The sequence below is a fragment of the Knoellia flava TL1 genome, assembly GCF_000768675.1.
Lineage (GTDB): Bacteria > Actinomycetota > Actinomycetes > Actinomycetales > Dermatophilaceae > Knoellia > Knoellia flava.
Window position 1 is genome coordinate 76,480 of the sequence record NZ_AVPI01000002.1, and the last position, 18,106, is coordinate 94,585.

The window sequence follows — 18,106 nt, forward strand, 5'->3', positions numbered from 1 at the left end:
TCACGGAAACGGAGACTCGGGGGCACGCTACCCCCTGGGAAGCCTCAGCCAGGAACGGGAGCAGCGATCTGGGCCGCCATGTGACCGGCGCCGTAGCCGTTGTCGATGTTGACGACGGCGACGCCCGGAGCGCAGCTGTTGAGCATCGTCAGCAGCGGCGCGAGGCCCTCGAAGGCAGCGCCCTAGCCCACCGACGTCGGCACCGCGACGACCGGCGCCGACACGAGGCCCGCGACGACGCCGGGAAGGGCGCCGTCCATGCCCGCGACGACGACGATGGCCCGCGCGGCACGCAGCTCGTCCAGCCGGCCGAGGATGCGGTGCAGCCCGGCGATCCCGACGTCGACGACGAGGTCGGCGCGGCGTCCGAGGTGGCGGGCGACGAGCAGGGCCTCACGCGCGACGGGCAGGTCCGAGGTGCCGGCGGCGACGACGAGGACGGTCGATCCACGTCACAGCGTCGGGCAGCGGTGCCGGGACCAAGGACGTCGAGGGCCGGGCCAACGTAACGAGGGTCGTCCTCGGGACGCCGACCGGCGACGCGGGGCCGTCCGGGGCCCCGGCCGGCGCCTCCTCCCTCGTCGGCGTGACTCCCGAGGAGCTGTGGGTCCTCGAAGCCAACGTCGACGACCTCGACCCGCGGCTGTGGCCGGGCGTCCTCGAGGCCCTCCTCGACGCGGGGGCGGCCGACGCCTGGCTCACCCCGATCCTCATGAAGAAGGGTCGTCCGGCGCACACCCTGTCGGTGCTGTGCTTCGACGACCTCCGCGCCGCCCTGCGCGACGTCGTCCTCGAGCACACGACGACGCTCGGCGTGCGTGAGCACCGGGTCGAGCGGTTCGCGCTCGGACGGTCCTGGGAGACCGTCACCGTCCGCGGGCACGACGTGCGGGTCAAGCTCTCGCACGCTCCGGACGGACGGGTCGTGCACGCGACCCCCGAGTTCGAGGACCTGCGTGCGGCAGCCGAGGCGGCCGGCATACCGGCTCGGGTCCTCCTCGACGAGACGAACGCGGCCGCGCAGGGCCTGCGGGACCCGGCGGCGGACCGCCCTCGCCAGGACTGAGACCGGCGGCTCAGCCCAGGCGCTCGGGGTGGAGCAGGAGGTCGCGCACGATGCCGGCGAGGCGACCGGCGTGCGCCCCGTCGACGATGCGATGGTCGGCGGTCGCGACGAGCACGAGGACCGGTCGCACGACGACCTCGTCTCCCACGGCCACGGGTCTGGGCTGCACGGCGCCCACGGCGAGGTAGACGGGCGTGCGGGCGAAGGGCAAAGGCGCGAGGAAGGCCTCGTCGAGCCCGAGGGTCCCGACGTTGGACACGAAGGCGGTCCCGAGCGGGAAGCCCGGCTGCCCCAGGGCGGACCGTCCCAGCCCTCCCGACAGGAGGCTCGCGACCGACAGCGCCGACCGCATGAGCCACGTCGGGGTGAGGCGCACGATCCCCGAGCTCCGGCGGTAGGCGAGGTCCTCGCGGGCGCGGAGCCGGGCAGCGCCCGCGTCCACGCGGCGGGCGACCTCGAGAGGCGTGAGCCGGTCGACGTCGGGCACCTTGACCGGGGCGAGGTCGGACCCCTGCTCGATGTCGACCGCGAAGCCCACGTCGCAGGTCTCGAGCTCGACGAGGCGGCCCATCACGACGCGGGCCCGCACCTCGGGCACCTCCCGGAGGGCCCGGCCGAGCGCCGCCCCGACGACGTGCGTGATGGTGACGCGCTCACCCGACTCTGCCCGGACGCGGTCGAGGTAGGCGAGCGCGGCCGTGGCGTCGACCTCCATGCGGGCGTAGATCCGTCCGTCGCGCGACGGTCGCCACGTCGCCACCGCGATCTTGCGCCGGATCGGGGTGCGGCGGCGGGTCACGACCCGCCTCCCCCACGGTCGTCGCCCGTCGACGACGCCGTCGGTATGCCGGTCAGCGCCACTCGCGCGAGCGCCCTCGGGACGCCGGTCACGGCGGCCAGCGGCGCAGCGCGTCGCGGCAGGCGGAGGTGCGGGCGGTCCTGCTCGATGGCCCGCACCACCTCGCGCGCGACGTCGTCGGGGTCGAGCATCGTGAGCAGCCGGGCGCGCAGCACCCTGCTGAAGGACGCCGCGCTGGGACCGTGGCCGTTGATCCGCTCCATCATCTCGGAGGCGACGGGACCGATCTCGACCGTGAGCGTCCGCACGGGCGTGCCGCGCAGGTCGGCCCGCAGGCCGGACGTCCCGTGGGTGAGACCTGCCTTGCTGGCGCCGTAGGCCGCGAGACCCGGAAACGTCGCCACCCCCGCCAGCGACGAGATGTTGACGAGGTGGCCCCGGCCGCGGTCGAGCATGCCGGGCAGGACCTGACGGCACAGCTCGAGGGGCGCGGCGAGGTTGAGGTCGAGCGTGGTGCGCAGCTGCTCGGCGGAGAGGTCGGTCAGGTGGGCGCTCGTCTCGACACCGGCGTTGTTGACGAGGATGTCGACCGGTCCCTGCTGCGCCTCGACCTCGTCGACGAGGCCGCGCAGCCGGTTCGGGTCGCAGAGGTCGGCGGCGACGGCGGCTCCTCCGGTCGCGTCGGCGAGCGCCTCGAGCACGTCAGGCGTGCGGGCCACCATGGTGACCCGCGCCCCCTGGGCGCCGAGCCGCCGGGCGAGGGCGGCGCCGATCGTGCCGGTGGCCCCGGTGAGAAGGACGTGCGCGCTCGTCGTCCGCATCAGCACAGTCTCACCCACGACCCCGACCGGGTCGCACGGAGTCGCGGCGGAAGGGGAGCGGACGGCATACCGGCTCGGTTGGTCCCGAGCGACACGAACGCCGCCGCGCGGGCCGCGGGTCTCCGCGATCCTGCGCGACGGCGTCGCTGGGCCGGTCCTGAACCGGCCGGTGTGTCAGATCTCCGTGTCGTCCCCGAGGTGGGCCTCCTCGAGGTTCCCCTCGCGCTTGCGGGCGGCACGGGCGATGAGGAAGAGCACGGTGCCGACGACGACGTAGGCGCCGCTGATGAGCCACGTCTGGGCGTCGAACTGCGTGAGCAGGGCGATGCTCGCGACGAGCGCGACGACCGAGACGACCGCCGGGGTGCGGAAGTACGTGTGCTCGACCGTGTCCTTCTTGAGCACGAGCACCGAGATGTTCGCCGAGATGAAGACGATGACGAGCAGGAGCACGGTCGTGTCCGCGAGGGTGCCGACGTCGCCGACGAAGCTCATGACCATCGTCACCGCGCCGATGACGAGGATCGCGACCCACGGCGTGCGCCGCGTCGAGGCCACCTTGCCGAAGACGCTCGGCAGCAGCCCGCACTCGGCGAGGCCGTAGGTCGCACGGCTCGCCATGACCATGAAGAGGAGCGCGCCGTTGCCGATCGCGACGAGGGCGATGGCGCCGAAGAGCCACGACGGGAAGTTGATGCCCGAGAACGTGATGACCTCGAGCAGCGGACCCTCCGACGCCGCGAGCTCATTGGTCGGGACGACCGCGGCAGCGCCGAGGGCGATGAGCAGGTAGATGACGGCGGCGGTGAGGATGGCGCCGAAGAGCGCCCGCGGGTAGGCCTTGGTCGGCTCCTTGACCTCCTCGGCCATGTTGGCCGCGGCCTCGAATCCGAGAAAGGAGAAGAAGGCGATGGTCGTCGCGGCGAAGGCGCCCTGAAGCGGCGTGACGCCCTCGGCGAAGGTCGTGAGCCGGCCCGTGTCGGCGTCGCCCCTGCCGAAGACCATGGCGGCGACGACGATGATGATGATGAGGCCGGTCATCTCGATGACGGTCGCGCCGACGTTGGTCATGAGCGACTCGCGCACGCCACGCAGGTTGACCGCGACGAGCAGGGCGATGAAGACGAGGGTCACGGGCACGGACGGCCAGTCGACGAGCGCCTTGAGGTAGTCGCCCGCGAAGGCGTTGGCGAGCGCTGCCGAGGTCGTGATGCCCGAAGACAACATGAGGAAGCCGATGAGGAACGTGACGTAGGGCTTGTCGAAGGCACGCTCGGCGTAGCGGGCGGCACCGCCGGCGTGCGGGTACTTCGTGATGAGCTCGGCATAGGTGCCGGCCGTGAGGAGCGCCAGCACGAGCGCGAAGATGAGCGGCAGCCAGATGGCGCCACCGACGTCCTTCGCCATGCTCCCGACGAGCGTGTAGATGCCCGCCCCGAGGGTGTCGCCCACGATGAAGAAGAAGAGCAGGAGTGGCGTGATGCTCCGCTTGAGCCTCGTCGCCGTCTCGCCGGACTCCGAGATCTGCGTGTCGGTTGCCATGTCGCCACACTCTGCCCTGACGTGGAGCCGACATCGACTTTGCGAGCGGACCGGTTTGCGCGGCCGGGGGCCGGCCGTCGTCCCGCCCGCGACAGCCGAACGGCCTCAGGGCTGGAGCGGCGGCGGGCCCGGGACGACCGTGGCGTCGGCGCCGGACCGGCGCTGCGCTGTGACGAACGCCTCGAGACACCGCAGCCCGGAGACGGCGGCCGCGCCGGCGACGTAGCGGCTCTCGCGTCCCGCGCCGCTCTCGGACTCGACCCCCTCGATGAGCCCGTCGACGGCTCGACGCGCCTGCGCGACGTGCTCCTCGTCGGGCACCTCGTCGCCGACCGCCTCGAAGAGTGTGGCGAGCGCGGCCATGAGGTCAGCCGTCCGGCGGCGGAGGTCGTCGGGCAGCTCCGTGGCGTTCGGGTCGAGGACGACGATCGCCATCGACTCGACGGCCGTGCTGCACCGCTGGAGCGTCTCACCGAGGTCGAAGAGCGCCCGGTGGATGTGGGCGGTGCGCGGGGCGCGCGGGTTGGCCCGGCGAGCGCTCCTCGCCTCGGCGATGGCGAGCCGGACGCGCTCGCGCGCAGGACCGACGTCCGGCAGCGTCGCGAGGACGTTGTCCTCCCGTCGCCCGCCCTCGTCGGCGAGGGCGTTGGCCACGGCCCGCAGCTGCCGTGCGAGCTCCCGGCGAAGGGCGGTCGTCGACGTCTGCAGCTCGTGCAGCGGCAGCGGTGCGAACGCCACGAAGTTGACGACCGTCCCGACGACGGCGCCGAGGACGATCTGCACGACGTAGGCCTCGACGTACCCCTCTGGCCGGGCACCGCCGACGGCGAGCACGAAGAGTGCGACGACCGGCACCCACGTCGTCTGGTCGCGCAGCCACCGCCATGCCCCGACGACGACGCCGAGACCGACGGCCAGTCCCACAGTGATGGGGTTGGTCCATGCCGTGAGCTGAAGCGCCATCGCGAGGAGGGCACCCAGCAGCACCCCGACCACGGCCCGGGCTCCTTGGACCACCGAGTCCGAGACGCTGGGGTAGATGACCGAGTAGGCGCCGAGCGCGGCGTAGTAGCGGTACTCACCGAGGTCGCCCGGCAGCAGCCCTCCGAGCCAGAACGCGAGCCCGGCCGCGGCAGCCGACTTCACCGCGAGCGCGGTCACCGGGTGGTGCCATGCCAGCGAGAACGCGGCCCGGGCACGGGGTCGGCTGGGACGCAGCTCCATGGCGCTCCTCCTGGTCACTCGGGTCCGGACAGCCTTCGATCGTGCCACCTCACCTACCCCGACGGCACATCCGTATGCCGTCCGCCCGGGACCTTGGGCCCTGCATCTACGCGCGTGGCCGGCGGGACGCTGGGAGCAGCGGAAGGGAGAGCACCATGAGCACCCAGGACACCCACGCCGACCTCCCGGTGGTCGTCGGCGTCGACAGCGGCCAGTCCGCCGGGCGTGCGGTCGAGGAGGCGGCCGCTCTCGCCCGACGCTGGGGCCGCTCGTTGCGGGTCATGCACGCCACGGGCCTGACGATCGTCCCGTGGACCGACGAGCACCTCGTGCGGGTGGCGGCCCACACCGAACAGTGCCGCGAGCGGGCCCGCAAGGCCGCGCCCGAGCTCGCCGTCACCGCCGTCACCGAGGTCGACGACCCCGCTGCCATGCTCGTCGCCGCGAGCCGCGACGCGGCGATGGTCGTCGTCGACGGGGGCCGGCTCGGCCAGGCCGGGGCGGCGCTCCTCGGGTCCACGGCCGACAAGGTCATGGCCCACGCCGAGTGCCCGGTCATGGTCGTCCCGCTGGCGGCGGACCGGTCGGCCACGGGGCCGGTCGTCGTCGGCGTCGACGCGCACGAGCACTCGGCCCCGGCGGTCGCCTTCGCCTTCGCCGAGGCGTCGCGCCTCGGGGTGCCGCTCGTCGCCGTGCACTCGTGGTGGTGGGACGAGCCCAACGTCGTCCTCGTCGCCCACGACCTCGACGAGGAGCACGCGCGGGTCGTCGAGGAGCACCGGCTGGTCGTCTCCGAGATGCTCGCCGGCTACCGCGACGACTTCCCGGACGTGCGCGTCACCGAGACCCTCGAGCACGGCCACGCGGGCACGACGCTCGTCCAGGCGTCGCGCGGGGCGCAGCTGCTCGTCGTCGGGCGCCGTGGTCTCGGCGGGTTCCCGGGGCTGCTCCTCGGTTCGGTGAGCCGTCACGTCGTCCACCACGCCCACTGCCCCGTCGTCGTCGTGCCACCTGGCGACCGGAGGGCCACGGGCAAGGCCGCCCGGTGAGCGCCGTCCTCACGTTCCTCGGAGCTGCCGGGACCGTGACCGGCAGCAAGACGCTCGTGGAGCACGACCGTCGCCGGGCGCTCGTGGACTGCGGTCTCTACCAGGGCGAGCGCCAGTGGCGACGGCTCAACTGGGAGCCGTTCCGCGTGCCGGCGTCGAGCATCGAGGACGTCGTGCTCACCCACACCCACCTGGACCACTGCGGCTACCTCCCGGCACTCGTGCGCCAGGGGTTCGCCGGCCCGGCATGGTGCAGCCGCGCGTCCGCGGCGCTCGTCCCGATCGTCCTGCGCGACAGCGCCCACCTGCTCGAGAACGAGGCGGAGTGGGCACGGACGTCGGGCTACTCCCGCCACGACCCACCGCTCCCGCTCTACACCGCGAACGACGCGGAGCGCGCGATCGAGTCGCTGGAGGTGACGGCATACGACAGGCCGACAGCCCTCCGGTCGGGAGGTGAGCTGACCCTCGTCCGTGCGGGGCACGTGCTCGGGTCGGCGAGCGCGCTGCTCGAGGTGGGCGGGACGTCGGTGCTCTTCTCCGGCGACCTCGGCCGCCCGCACCACCCGCTCCTGCGACCGCGGGCGGCGCCCCCGGCCGCCCGGCACGTCGTCGTCGAGGCGACCTACGGCGACCGGACCCATCCCGGTGACGACCCCGACCACCACGAGATGGCGGCGACGATCAGGCGCACCGTCGAGCGCGGTGGCTCGGTGCTCGTGCCGGCCTTCGCGGTCGACCGCACCGAGCTCGTCCTCGAGGCCCTCGGGCGGCTGCGCTCCGAGGGCCTCATCCCGGACGTCCCCATCCACCTCGACAGCCCGATGGCGCTCAAGGTGCTCGAGGTCTATCGCAGCTCGGTCGCGGAGGGCGAGCTCGCCGAGGACATCGAGACGACGCTTCGGGCGCTCCCGCGCTGGCAGCTCGCGCTCACCGCCGACGAGTCGCGCGCGCTCAACAGGCCGCGGAGCCCGAGCATCATCGTCTCGGCCTCGGGGATGGCCAACGGCGGCCGGGTCGTCCACCACCTCGCGGGGATGCTGCCCGACCCGCGGCACACGGTGCTGCTCACCGGCTACCAGGCCGTCGGCACTCGCGGCCGCGCGCTCGCCGACGGCGCCCACGAGGTCAAGATCGCCGGGTCCTACGTGCCGGTGCGCGCCGAGATCGCCCATGACGAGGGCTTCTCGGTCCACGCGGACGCCGACGAGCTCCTCGGCTGGCTGCACGAGCTGCCGAGGCCACCCGAGAGCGTCTTCGTGACGCACGGCGAGCCGTCGTCGGCACAGGCACTGGCCGAGCGGATCCGGAGCGAGCTCGACGCGGCCGTCATCGTGCCGCGCCTCGGGGAGCGCGTCCGGGTCGACTGACCGGACCAACACCCTCCGCCCGTCGGCAGGGACGGGCGGAGGGTGCTCCAGCCGTCAGGACGGGCGCTGCTTCGGTGCGTTCTGCGCGGTCTTGCCGGGGTCCCGCTCGACGACGTCGCCGAGCACCTCGTCGATCCGGGTCATGAGCTCCGGCTCGAGCCGGACGCCCGCGGCCTTGACGTTCTCGTGGACCTGCTCCGGACGTGACGCCCCGACGAGGGCGGCGGCGACGTTGTCGTTCTGGAGCACCCAGGCGACGGCGAGCTGGGCCATCGTCAGGCCCGCCTCGTCGGCGAGCGGGCGCAGCCCCTGCACCCGGGTGAGGACGTCGTCGTTCATGAAGCGCTTGATCATGTCGGCGCCACCCTTCTCGTCGGTGGCGCGCGAGCCCGCGGGCGGCGCCTGTCCCGGCTCGTACTTGCCGGTGAGCACGCCCTGCGCGATGGGGCTCCAGACGATCTGGCTCACGCCGAGCTCGGCGCAGGTGGGCACGACCTCGTCCTCGATGACCCGCCACAGCATCGAGTACTGCGGCTGGCTCGACACGAGCTGGAACCCGAGCTCCTTGCTCAGCCGCACGCCCTCGCGGATCTGGTCGGCCGTCCACTCGCTCACTCCGATGTAGAGCGCCTTGCCCTGCCGCACGATGTCGGCGAAGGCCTGCATCGTCTCCTCGAGCGGGGTCTCGGTGTCGTAGCGGTGCGCCTGGTAGAGGTCGACGTAGTCGGTCTGCAACCTCCGGAGCGAGCCGTCGATCGACTCCATGACGTGCTTGCGCGAGAGCCCGCTGTCGTTCTTGCCGCCGGGCCCGGTGGGCCAGTAGACCTTCGTGAAGATCTCCAGCCCCTCGCGCCGCTCGCCCTTGAGCGCCTCGCCGAGGACGGTCTCCGCCTTGGTGTTCGCGTAGACGTCTGCGGTGTCGAAGGTGCTGATGCCGGCGTCGAGCGCGGCCCGCACGCACTCCGTCGCCGCGTCGTTCTCGACCTGCGACCCGTGGGTCAGCCAGTTGCCGTAGGTGATCTCCGAGATCTTGAGCCCGCTGTTGCCGAGGTACCTGTAGTCCATCTCCCCACCGTATGCCGGTCAGCGTCGTCGCAGGTGAGCGCACCTCTGCGGCCCTTTCGGCGGCCTCGCTCACGTAGCGTCGACGACAGGCCCGACCCGGGCTTGACCCCAACGGAAGGAGCACCATGTCGGACGACGAGAAGGCTGCCGAGGAGCTGGTCGAGACCCTGCGGGACGGTGAGCGAGGCTACGCCGACGCCGCCAAGAAGCTGCGCGACAGCGACCGCGCCGAGTGGGCCAGCGTGCTCGAGTCGTTCTCCGAGCAACGTGCCGGGTTCCGGCGCGAGATCGTGGCTCTCGGTCACCAGTACGGCGACGACGTCGACGAGAGCGGGACCGCCGCCGCGGCCGTGCACCGCGGCTGGATCGCGCTCAAGGACGCGCTCACAGGCGACGACGCCGGCAGCGTCCTCGGCGCCGTGGTCACCGGCGAGGACCACGCGGTGTCGGAGTACGAGAAGGCCCTCGAGAAGGACCTCAGCGCGGGCTTCCGCGACGTCGTCTCGCGCCAGCACCGTGCCGTCGTCGCCGCGCGCGACGAGGTCAAGGCGCTGCAGACCGCGGACTGAGCGGACGGCATACGAGGAGGCCCCGGGAGCCCAGCGCTCCCGGGGCCTCCCGCACGTCCGGCTGGGCTCCCGCGACGTGGAACTCCACATCCCACCCGGGACGAACGAAGCCCCGGCCGCGTTGCCGCTGCCGGGGCTTCCTCTCTGTCTCAACACAGAGTGCGCCCGAAGGGATTCGAACCCCTAACCTTCTGATCCGTAGTCAGATGCTCTATCCGTTGAGCTACGGGCGCGTGTCGCACCCTGTCGGGGCAACGATCGGAAAGCATACGCGAGCACCCGGCATACCGAGAAATCCGTCCGCGGACGCGCTCGCGGGACGCGTCCTGGCGACGGGGGCGGACGGCATACCCGCAGGTAGGCGTGGCTGTGAGGGACCTCATAGGTGCGGAAAGGTTTCCGCCGTCCGCGTTGTCCACTCAACCTCCTACGGTGGACAAACGGGCTCCCATGGAGCGCGAGGCACGGAACTCCGCCGTGGGACAAGATGCGTCTCACGATGCGAGTACCGTGGCGCACATCCAGCAGGTCAGTCGTCGGATCCCCTCCGAGGTGGCTCCGGCGGTGGACCGGGCCACCATGCCGGGCACACGCCCGGAACCGGAAGGACAACGGACGCAGATGACCGCCCCCGCCGCACCCGTTCAGGGCACCACGCACGCAGGCCTCCAGGCCTGGGTCGACGAGGTCGCCGCGATGACCACCCCCGACGAGGTCGTGTGGGTGACCGGGTCCGACGAGGAGTGGACCCGCCTCACCGACCGGCTCGTCGCCGCCGGCACCTTCGTGCGCCTCAACGAGGAGAAGAAGCCCAACAGCTTCTACGCCGCGTCCGACCCGACCGACGTCGCCCGGGTCGAGGACCGGACCTTCATCTGCTCGGTCGACGAAAAGGACTCCGGGCCGACGAACAACTGGATGGACCCCAACGAGATGAAGGACCTCATGCGCGGGCTCTACGCCGGCTGCATGAAGGGCCGCACCATGTACGTCATCCCGTTCGTCATGGGCCACCTCGAGTCCGAGAACCCGATGTTCGGCGTCGAGCTCACCGACAGCGAGTACGTCGTCGCGTCGATGCGCGTCATGGCCCGCTGCGGCACCGAGGTCCTGCGCCGCATCGAGGAGCTCGGCGACGACGCGAAGTACGTCCCCGCCCTGCACTCGCTCGGCGCCCCGCTCGAGCCCGGCCAGCAGGACGTGAAGTGGCCGTGCAACCCCGAGAAGTACATCGTCCAGTTCCCCGAGGAGCGGATGATCTGGTCCTACGGCTCGGGCTACGGCGGCAACGCCCTCCTGGGCAAGAAGTGCTACAGCCTGCGCATCGCCAGCGTCATGGCGCGCGACGAGGGCTGGATGGCCGAGCACATGCTCATCCTCAAGCTCACCTCGCCGGAGCAGCAGGTCTACTACATCGCGGCCGGCTTCCCGAGCGCCTGCGGCAAGACCAACCTCGCGATGCTCGAGCCGACGATCCCGGGCTGGAAGGTCGAGACCCTCGGCGACGACATCGCCTGGATGCGCTTCGGCAAGGACGGCCGCCTGTATGCCGTCAACCCGGAGTTCGGCTTCTTCGGCGTCGCCCCCGGCACCAACGAGCACACCAACCCCAACGCGATGCGCACCATCAACAAGGGCAACTCGGTCTTCACCAACGTCGCCCTCACCGACGACGGCGACATCTGGTGGGAGGGCCTCGAGAACACGCCCGAGCACGCGACGAGCTGGAAGGGCGAGGACTGGACTCCCGAGGACGGCGCGAAGGGCGTCCTCTCGAGCCACGCCAACAGCCGCTACTGCACCCCCATCAAGCAGTGCGACATCCTCGCCCCCGAGTACGACGACCCCAACGGTGTGCCGATCTCGGCGATCTTCTTCGGCGGCCGCCGCAAGACGACCGTCCCGCTCGTCACCGAGTCGCGCGACTGGACGCACGGCACCTTCATGGGCGCCACGCTCTCGTCCGAGACGACCGCCGCGGCCACCGGCGAGGTCGGCGTCGTCCGCCGCGACCCGATGGCGATGCTGCCCTTCATCGGCTACAACGCCGGCGACTACTTCCAGCACTGGATCAACATCGGCAAGGACGCGGACGCGACCAAGCTGCCGAAGATCTTCTACGTCAACTGGTTCCGTCGTGACGAGAACGGCGACTTCGTCTGGCCCGGGTTCGGCGAGAACAGCCGCGTCCTCAAGTGGGCCATCGAGCGCATCGAGGGCAAGGCCGCCGCGGTCGAGACGCCGATCGGCCACGTGCCGACGCCGGAGTCGATCGACACCGACGGCCTCGACATGGACCCCGAGGAGCTCGCCAAGGCGCTCACGGTCGACCCCGAGGAGTGGAAGGCCGAGATCCCGCAGATCGAGGAGTGGTTCGCCAAGTTCGGCGACAACCTGCCGACCGCGCTCCAGGTCGAGCTCGACGGCCTCAAGGCCCGCCTCGGCATGGACTGAGGTCCGAGCCCGACACAGCGAGAGGCGCCGCTTCCCTTCGAGGGAGGCGGCGCCTCTCGCGTTGCGTCCGGCAAGGTGCCGCCCTGGCCCCCACGGTTGCGGACACAAGCCGAGCCCGTATGCCGTTCACTCCCTTGCGTCCGGCAAGGTGCCGGCCTGGCCCCCACGGTTGCGGACGCAAGCAGAGTCCGTATGCCGTGACGACACGGGAGTTTCCTCCGGTAGCCACCCGTTCTTTGCCAACTCCTGACCCGTCACGGGTGACCTCCTGACCGCCTGCCGGTTTGGCTGAGCCCAGCACCAGGTCGAACGGCACGACCACCGTGACCGTCGGGGTGCCTTCTCAAGGATGGGGAGTTCGACAGATGACACACGGAGGACGACGCCGCGGGATCACCGTCTCGGCGGCGGCACTGGCAGCAGTGGTGGCGGTGGGGACGGCGACATCCGGGTCCGCCCTGGCCGCGCCACCCGAGACGCCACGAGGTGTGCCGGCGGCCGGTGACGACCACGACCACCTGCCCGACATCGACGTGCGCAAGGCGTCGGCGGCCCCGACCGCCGCGCAGAAGTCGGCGGCCGCCCCCGGCGGCAAGGCAAGCCGCGGCACCGGCGGGGCATCGGTGACCTTCAACCGGTTCGGCTCGGTCGGCACCGTGACTCCCTCCGGCACCGCCGCACTCGCCACCGGTCTCGGGTCGGACCCGGTCGCTGCCGCGCGCACCTACCTGCAGCGCAACGCGACCGCCTTCGGGATCACCGCCGGCGACATCGCTGCGATGGAGCACGTGAGCACCAACACGATCGGCACGTCGTCGGTGGTCATGCTCCGCCAGGTCATCGGCGGCGTTCCCGCGGGCATCGACGGGCTCGTCGTCATCGCCGTCGACAAGGGCAGCGCCCGCTACGTCAGCTCGACCCTCGCCCCGCTGCGGGGCTCGAGCACGGCCCGCCGCGCCGCCCCGTCGCTCTCCGCCGAGCAGGCGCTCGCCAAGGCCGCGACCAACGTCGGCGCCAAGGCGTCCGACGTCTCGCGCCGGTCCGACGCGAAGCGCGCCGCCGGGTCGCGGTGGACCACCCTCACGGCCAAGGGCCTCGTCGGCGACCAGCAGGTCCAGCAGGTCGCGGTGCCGGTCCCCGGCAGCGGTGCGCGGACGGCATACCACGTCGTCCTTCGCGACCACGACGACAGCGGCTACTCGGTCTACGTCGACGCGAGCAACGGTGAGGTCATCGCGCGCGAGTCGCTCGTCGACTTCGACACCGACAACCCGCGCTGGAAGGTCTTCACCGGCACGCCGTCGACCGACCACAGCTCGACCGACACCCGCGTCGAGTGGTGCTGGACGACGGCCGCCGGTTGCACCGAGACCGTGGGCAACCCGGCCTCGCCGAAGGCGTGGGACGTCGACCCGGTGACCGGTCAGAGCACGACGACGACCAACGGCAACAACGCCTACAGCGGCGAGCGCTGGCGCGGCTTCGGCGCGGTCAACCCCGTGCCGCTCACGCCGGACCGCACCTACTCCTACCCCTGGACGAACCAGTGGCAGGTCGAGAAGTGCAACCCAGCCAACTACGCGAGCCCGGCGAAGAACGACATCGACGCCGCCACGGCGAACCTCTTCGCGATGCACAACCGGATGCACGACTGGTCCTACCAGCTCGGCTTCACCGAGACGGCGTGGAACTTCCAGCGTGACAACGCCGGCAAGGGCGGCGTCGGCAACGACCCCGTCCTCGGCTACAGCCAGTCCGGTGCGCAGTCCGGCTCGCGCAACAACGCCAACTTCGGCACCCCGCCCGAGGGCACGAGCGGCTACAGCAACATGTACCTCTGGCAGCCGCTCGCCGGTTCCTTCTACGCGCCCTGCGTCGACGGTGACTACGACATGTCGGTCATCGGCCACGAGTACGGCCACGGCATCAGCAACCGCATGGCGGGCGGCCCCAACAGCGGCCTCTCCGGTCTCCAGGCGGGTGCGATGGGCGAGAGCTGGTCGGACCTCATGGCGACCGAGTATCTCCAGGAGTGGGGCTACGTCCCGGTGAGCGCGACGGCGACGCCGATGGGCGCCTACGTCACGGGCAACGAGAGCCGCGGCATCCGCAACTACAACTTCAGCCAGAGCCCGCTCAACTACAGCAACGTCGGCTACGACCTCACCGGTCCGCAGGTGCACGCCGACGGCGAGATCTGGTCGGCGACGCACAGCGACCTGCGCAGCGCGTTCATGCAGCGCTACGGTGCCGGCAACGCCACCCTCCAGCGCAGCTGCGCGACCGGCGCCACCCCTGCGACCGAGTGCCCGGGCAACCGGCGCTGGATGCAGCTCGTCTTCGACGCGTGGCTGCTCATGCCGAGCGGTGCGGTGAGCATGGTCGACGCGCGCAACGCGATGCTCGCCGCCGACCTCCTCCGCTTCGGCGGGGCGAACCAGGACCTGCTGTGGAACGGGTTCGCCGGACGCGGTCTCGGTGAGGGTGCGTCGTCGCGCAACAGCGCCGACTCCGACCCGGTCCCGTCGTTCACGTCGGCCTACGGCAGCCCGGCGACCCTGCGGTTCAACCCGACCGACGAGGACAAACGCCCGGTGACGGGTGCCAAGGTCTTCGTCGGCGAGTACACCGCGCGCTCGACGCCGGTCGCGGACACCGACGCGGCGACCGAGCTCGGCGACACCTTCGAGATCCTGCCCGGTGCGCGCACCTACACGGTGACCGCACCGGGTCGCGCCCAGACGCGGGTCACCTTCACGGCCAAGCCGAACCAGACGCGCGACATGCCGGTCAAGGTCCTCACCAACCTGGCGAGCAGCCAGGCCGGTGCCACGATCACCGGTGAGGGCGTCGACGTCCCCGCGGTCATCGACGGCGACGAGGGCTCGACGGCGACGACGGTGCCCGCACCGACCGCGAGCCAGAAGCAGTTCACCATCGACCTCGTCGGCGGCCGCCAGGTCGTCCGCAAGGTCCAGGTGAGCGCCCTGCCCGAGCCCGGGGCCGCCGGCCGGTTCCAGAACCTGCGCTCGTTCACGGTGCTCGCCTGCGACGCCAAGGGCCGGGTCCTCTGCACCGAGGACGCGGACTTCCGTCCGGTCTTCACGTCCGCTCCGGACGCCTTCCCGGGCGCCGCGCCCCGGCCGGTCGCGCCCGAGCTCAAGATGCGCACGTTCGCGATCCCGCAGACCGCGGCGACGCACCTGCGCATCCAGCTCGACGCGAACCAGTGCCAGGGCGGCCCGCAGTTCCAGGGCGAGCAGGACAACGACCCCGCCAACGCGACCGACTGCACGACGGCCTACGCCGGCGCCAGGACGGTCGCGGTGACGGAGGTCCAGGTCCTGCGCAACTGACGGGCCGACTCCCCAGCGAGGCGCCGCTTCCCGGATCCGTTCCGGGGAGCGGCGCCTCTCCGTGCGTCCGGCACCCTGCCGCCCTGGCCACCACACCTGCGGACGCAACAGCTCGTATGCCGGGAGCGTGACGAGCGGACGAACGCTCGGCGAGCGTTCGGTGCGCGAGGAGCGTTCGGGTGGCGGGACGGCATACATGAGGGTGTACTTCTCCTGTGAGTTTCCTCCGCAGCCCCCGGACCACCCTCGTCGCCGGCGCCGCCGCCGTGACGACCGCGGCCGTCGCGCTGCTGCCCCAGTCGGCTCCGGCCGTCGCGGGGGCCCCGACGACGCAGGTCGGGACGTGGGCGACGGCGGTCGACACGACGACGTTCGCGCTGAGCGACCAGACCGTGCGCAACATCGTCCACACGAGCGTCGGCGGCTCCGGGCTGCGGATCTCGCTCTCCAACGCGTTCGGGTCGGTGCCGGTGACCTTCGACTCCGTGTGGGTGGGCCGCTCCGCCACCGGGGCGAACGTCGAGCCGGGCACGAACCGGCAGCTGACCTTCGGCGACAGCACGTCGGTCACCGTCCCCGTCGGCGCCGAGGTGCTGAGCGAACCGCTGCCCGGCGACCTGCCGGCGCAGTCGACGCTCGCCGTGAGCATCCACGTCGTCGGCGACGCCGGCACCGTGAGCGGTCACAAGCTCGCGCACCAGACGAGCTGGGTGTCGACCCCGGGCGACCACGCCGCCGACGAGGGCGCCGAGGACTTCCCCACCGCGACGACGAGCTGGGCGTGGGTCGAGTCGGCCGTCGTCGACGCGCCGCACCAGGTCGACACGGTCGTCACCCTCGGCGACTCGATCACCGACGGCGACAGGTCGACGACGAGCGCCAACCGCCGGTGGCCCGACGTCCTCGCCGACCGCGTGCTCGCGCAGCCTGCGCCGCTCCGGCTCGGCGTCATGAACGAGGGCATCTCGGGCAACCGCGTCCTCGCCGACGGCTCCGGCGTGAGCGCCCTGGCCCGCTTCGACCGCGACGTGCTCGCCCAGCCGGGGGTCGGGACCGTCGTCGTCCTCGAGGGCGTCAACGACCTCCGCTGGGACTTCGCGAGGAAGCCGGCCGACCTCATCAACGCCTACCGCCAGCTCGCGGCCCGCGCGCACGCCCGCGGCATCTGCATCGTCGGCGGCACGATTCTCCCGTGGGAGGGCGGCAGCCGCTGGTCGGCGCAGCGCGAGGCGATCCGCGTCCAGGTCAACCAGTGGATCCGCACGACCGGCGAGTTCGACGCGGTCGTCGACTTCGACGCCGCCGTCCGCGACCCGCAGCGTCCGACGCGGATGCTGCCGGCCTACGACAGCGGGGACCACCTGCACCCGGGCGACGCGGGCTACGCCGCCATGGCCGCCGCCGTCGACCTCGGCGACCTGGAGTGCCGGCGCTGACCGGCCCTCCCGTGCCAGCCGTGACGTGACGAGCGACGCACGGGGACGGTGGTTACCGGCCGGTTCGGCTGCGTATCGTGCTGGGCGAACCCTCTCGCGCGCCCTCGAAGGAGCCGGTCCATGCCCGAGCAGCCCCAGGCCGTCATCTACGACGCCCTCCGCACCCCGCGCGGACGCGGCAAGTCGTCCGGAGCCCTCCACGAGGTCAAGCCGATCGACCTCGTGACCGGCCTCATCGACGCCGTCCGCGAGCGCAATCCCGGTCTCGACACCGCCCAGATCGACGACATCGTCCTCGGCATCGTCTCGCCGGTCGGCGACCAGGGTGCGGTCCTCCCCCGCGTCGCCGCGATGTATGCCGGCCTGCCCGAGCCGGTGGCCGGCGTCCAGGTCAACCGGTTCTGCGGCTCCGGCCTCGAGGCCGTCAACCAGGCCGCGTCGCGCGTCCGCTCTGGCTTCGAGGACCTCATCCTCGCCGGCGGGGTCGAGTCGATGTCGCGGGTGCCGATGGGCAGCGACGGCGGCGCGTGGGCCATGGACCCGGCGACCGCGCTCGCCACCGACTTCGTCCCGCAGGGCATCGGCGCCGACCTCATCGCCACCCTCGAGGGCTACGACCGGGCCGAGGTCGACCGCTTCGCCGCCCAGTCCCACGCGCGTGCGGCCGCCGCCTGGGAGGCCGGCCACTTCGCCCGGTCGGTCGTCCCGGTCAAGGACGCCAACGGGCTCACCGTGCTCGACCGCGACGAGACGATCCGCCCCGACACGACCGTCGAGTCGCTCTCCGCGCTCCGCCCGTCCTTCGCCGCGATCGGCGACAAGGGCGGCTTCGACTTCGTCGCGACCGAGAAGTACCCCGCCGTCGACCGGATCGACCACGTCCACCACGCCGGCAACTCCTCGGGCATCGTCGACGGCGCCGCCCTGCTCCTCATCGGCACCGAGCAGATCGGGCGCGAGATGGGCCTCACGCCGCGGGCGCGCATCGTGTCGACCGCCGTCGTCGGCTCCGAGCCGACGATCATGCTCACCGGCCCGGCACCCGCCTGCCGCAAGGCCCTCGACCGCGTCGGCATGACCGCCAAGGACATCGACCTCGTCGAGATCAACGAGGCCTTCGCCGCCGTCGCCCTCAAGCTCATGCGCGACATGGGCTGGAGCGAGGATCAGACCAACGTCAACGGTGGCGCCATCGCCATGGGCCACCCGCTCGGTGCCACCGGGGCCATGGTCCTCGGCACGCTCGTCGACGAGCTCCAGCGCCGCGACCTCGAGCGCGGCATCGCCACCCTGTGCATCGGAGCGGGCATGGGCATCGCCACCGTCGTCGAGCGCGTCTGACCGCCTGCCCCTGC

At 72.0% G+C, this 18,106-nt stretch carries 14 protein-coding genes and 1 tRNA gene; 9 read left to right on the plus strand and 6 right to left on the minus strand.

What is annotated here, in order from left to right; all coding sequences use genetic code 11:
* Window positions 1-80: 80 nt before the first annotated feature.
* On the plus strand, window positions 81-509 hold the full coding sequence (locus N798_RS19005; RefSeq protein WP_035945914.1) for a hypothetical protein: 429 nt from the start codon (window positions 81-83) through the stop codon (window positions 507-509).
* Window positions 446-1,066 (plus strand): nickel pincer cofactor biosynthesis protein LarC2, encoded by a 621-nt coding sequence (gene larC2, locus N798_RS02260; RefSeq protein WP_084100007.1) that lies wholly within the window; start codon window positions 446-448, stop codon window positions 1,064-1,066. The genes N798_RS19005 and larC2 overlap by 64 nt, the downstream gene beginning before the upstream one ends.
* Before the next feature lie 10 nt (window positions 1,067-1,076).
* Here the strand turns inward: larC2 and N798_RS02265 are convergent, their stop codons facing one another.
* The 4 genes from N798_RS02265 to N798_RS17160 form a co-directional block, all read right to left on the minus strand.
* Window positions 1,077-1,865, minus strand: coding sequence for a 2-oxo acid dehydrogenase subunit E2 (locus tag N798_RS02265; RefSeq protein ID WP_035945915.1), 789 nt, complete (start codon window positions 1,863-1,865; stop codon window positions 1,077-1,079).
* A complete protein-coding gene (locus tag N798_RS02270) occupies window positions 1,862-2,686 on the minus strand; it encodes an SDR family NAD(P)-dependent oxidoreductase (RefSeq protein ID WP_156971578.1) in 825 nt (274 codons plus the stop codon). Before N798_RS02270 ends, N798_RS02265 begins: the two co-directional genes overlap by 4 nt.
* Window positions 2,687-2,860: 174 nt before the next feature.
* Complete coding sequence (locus tag N798_RS02275; RefSeq protein ID WP_035945917.1) at window positions 2,861-4,228, minus strand: APC family permease; 1,368 nt, start codon at window positions 4,226-4,228, stop codon at window positions 2,861-2,863.
* Window positions 4,229-4,333: 105 nt separating this feature from the next.
* Complete coding sequence (locus N798_RS17160) at window positions 4,334-5,452, minus strand: aromatic acid exporter family protein (RefSeq protein WP_052116831.1); 1,119 nt, start codon at window positions 5,450-5,452, stop codon at window positions 4,334-4,336.
* A 155-nt stretch (window positions 5,453-5,607) separates the two neighbouring features.
* On the opposite strand from N798_RS17160, the gene N798_RS02285 reads away from it, so the two are divergent.
* On the plus strand, window positions 5,608-6,501 hold the full coding sequence (locus N798_RS02285; RefSeq protein WP_035945918.1) for a universal stress protein: 894 nt from the start codon (window positions 5,608-5,610) through the stop codon (window positions 6,499-6,501).
* Window positions 6,498-7,871, plus strand: coding sequence for an MBL fold metallo-hydrolase RNA specificity domain-containing protein (locus N798_RS02290; RefSeq protein WP_035945919.1), 1,374 nt, complete (start codon window positions 6,498-6,500; stop codon window positions 7,869-7,871). Before N798_RS02285 ends, N798_RS02290 begins: the two co-directional genes overlap by 4 nt.
* 54 nt (window positions 7,872-7,925) lie before the next feature.
* On the opposite strand, the gene N798_RS02295 is transcribed toward N798_RS02290, so the two are convergent.
* A complete protein-coding gene (locus N798_RS02295; protein ID WP_035945921.1) occupies window positions 7,926-8,936 on the minus strand; it encodes an aldo/keto reductase family protein in 1,011 nt (336 codons plus the stop codon).
* A gap of 125 nt (window positions 8,937-9,061) precedes the next feature.
* Between N798_RS02295 and N798_RS02300 the strand changes: the two genes are divergently transcribed.
* The gene (locus N798_RS02300; protein WP_035945923.1) at window positions 9,062-9,505 is read left to right on the plus strand and encodes a PA2169 family four-helix-bundle protein; all 444 of its coding nucleotides are present in this window, start codon (window positions 9,062-9,064) and stop codon (window positions 9,503-9,505) included.
* A 160-nt stretch (window positions 9,506-9,665) separates the two neighbouring features.
* Here N798_RS02300 and N798_RS02305 read toward each other — a convergent pair.
* Window positions 9,666-9,738: transfer RNA gene (locus N798_RS02305), tRNA-Arg, on the minus strand.
* 388 nt (window positions 9,739-10,126) lie between these two features.
* Between N798_RS02305 and N798_RS02310 the strand changes: the two genes are divergently transcribed.
* The 4 genes from N798_RS02310 (at window position 10,127) to N798_RS02325 (ending at window position 18,092) form a co-directional block, all read left to right on the plus strand.
* Complete coding sequence (locus N798_RS02310) at window positions 10,127-11,959, plus strand: phosphoenolpyruvate carboxykinase (GTP) (protein WP_035945925.1); 1,833 nt, start codon at window positions 10,127-10,129, stop codon at window positions 11,957-11,959.
* Between the two features lie 365 nt (window positions 11,960-12,324).
* On the plus strand, window positions 12,325-15,315 hold the full coding sequence (locus N798_RS02315) for a M36 family metallopeptidase (RefSeq protein WP_035945927.1): 2,991 nt from the start codon (window positions 12,325-12,327) through the stop codon (window positions 15,313-15,315).
* Between the two features lie 215 nt (window positions 15,316-15,530).
* Window positions 15,531-16,751, plus strand: coding sequence for an SGNH/GDSL hydrolase family protein (locus N798_RS02320; RefSeq protein WP_035945928.1), 1,221 nt, complete (start codon window positions 15,531-15,533; stop codon window positions 16,749-16,751).
* Window positions 16,752-16,871: 120 nt separating this feature from the next.
* Window positions 16,872-18,092 carry an acetyl-CoA C-acetyltransferase gene (locus tag N798_RS02325; protein WP_035945930.1) on the plus strand — a complete coding sequence of 407 codons (1,221 nt, stop codon included), beginning with the start codon at window positions 16,872-16,874 and terminating at the stop codon, window positions 18,090-18,092.
* Window positions 18,093-18,106 lie beyond the last annotated feature (14 nt).

What these genes read in the sequence shown, in the direction of transcription:
- N798_RS02270 (WP_156971578.1), bottom strand. Translation starts at nt 2,686, where the DNA reads ATGCGGACGACGAGCGCGCACGTCCTTCTCACCGGGGCCACCGGCACG.
- N798_RS02275 (WP_035945917.1), bottom strand. Translation starts at nt 4,228, where the DNA reads ATGGCAACCGACACGCAGATCTCGGAGTCCGGCGAGACGGCGACGAGG.
- N798_RS17160 (WP_052116831.1), bottom strand. Translation starts at nt 5,452, where the DNA reads ATGGAGCTGCGTCCCAGCCGACCCCGTGCCCGGGCCGCGTTCTCGCTG.
- N798_RS02285 (WP_035945918.1), top strand. Translation starts at nt 5,608, where the DNA reads ATGAGCACCCAGGACACCCACGCCGACCTCCCGGTGGTCGTCGGCGTC.
- N798_RS02295 (WP_035945921.1), bottom strand. Translation starts at nt 8,936, where the DNA reads ATGGACTACAGGTACCTCGGCAACAGCGGGCTCAAGATCTCGGAGATC.
- N798_RS02300 (WP_035945923.1), top strand. Translation starts at nt 9,062, where the DNA reads ATGTCGGACGACGAGAAGGCTGCCGAGGAGCTGGTCGAGACCCTGCGG.
- N798_RS02310 (WP_035945925.1), top strand. Translation starts at nt 10,127, where the DNA reads ATGACCGCCCCCGCCGCACCCGTTCAGGGCACCACGCACGCAGGCCTC.
- N798_RS02315 (WP_035945927.1), top strand. Translation starts at nt 12,325, where the DNA reads ATGACACACGGAGGACGACGCCGCGGGATCACCGTCTCGGCGGCGGCA.
- N798_RS02325 (WP_035945930.1), top strand. Translation starts at nt 16,872, where the DNA reads ATGCCCGAGCAGCCCCAGGCCGTCATCTACGACGCCCTCCGCACCCCG.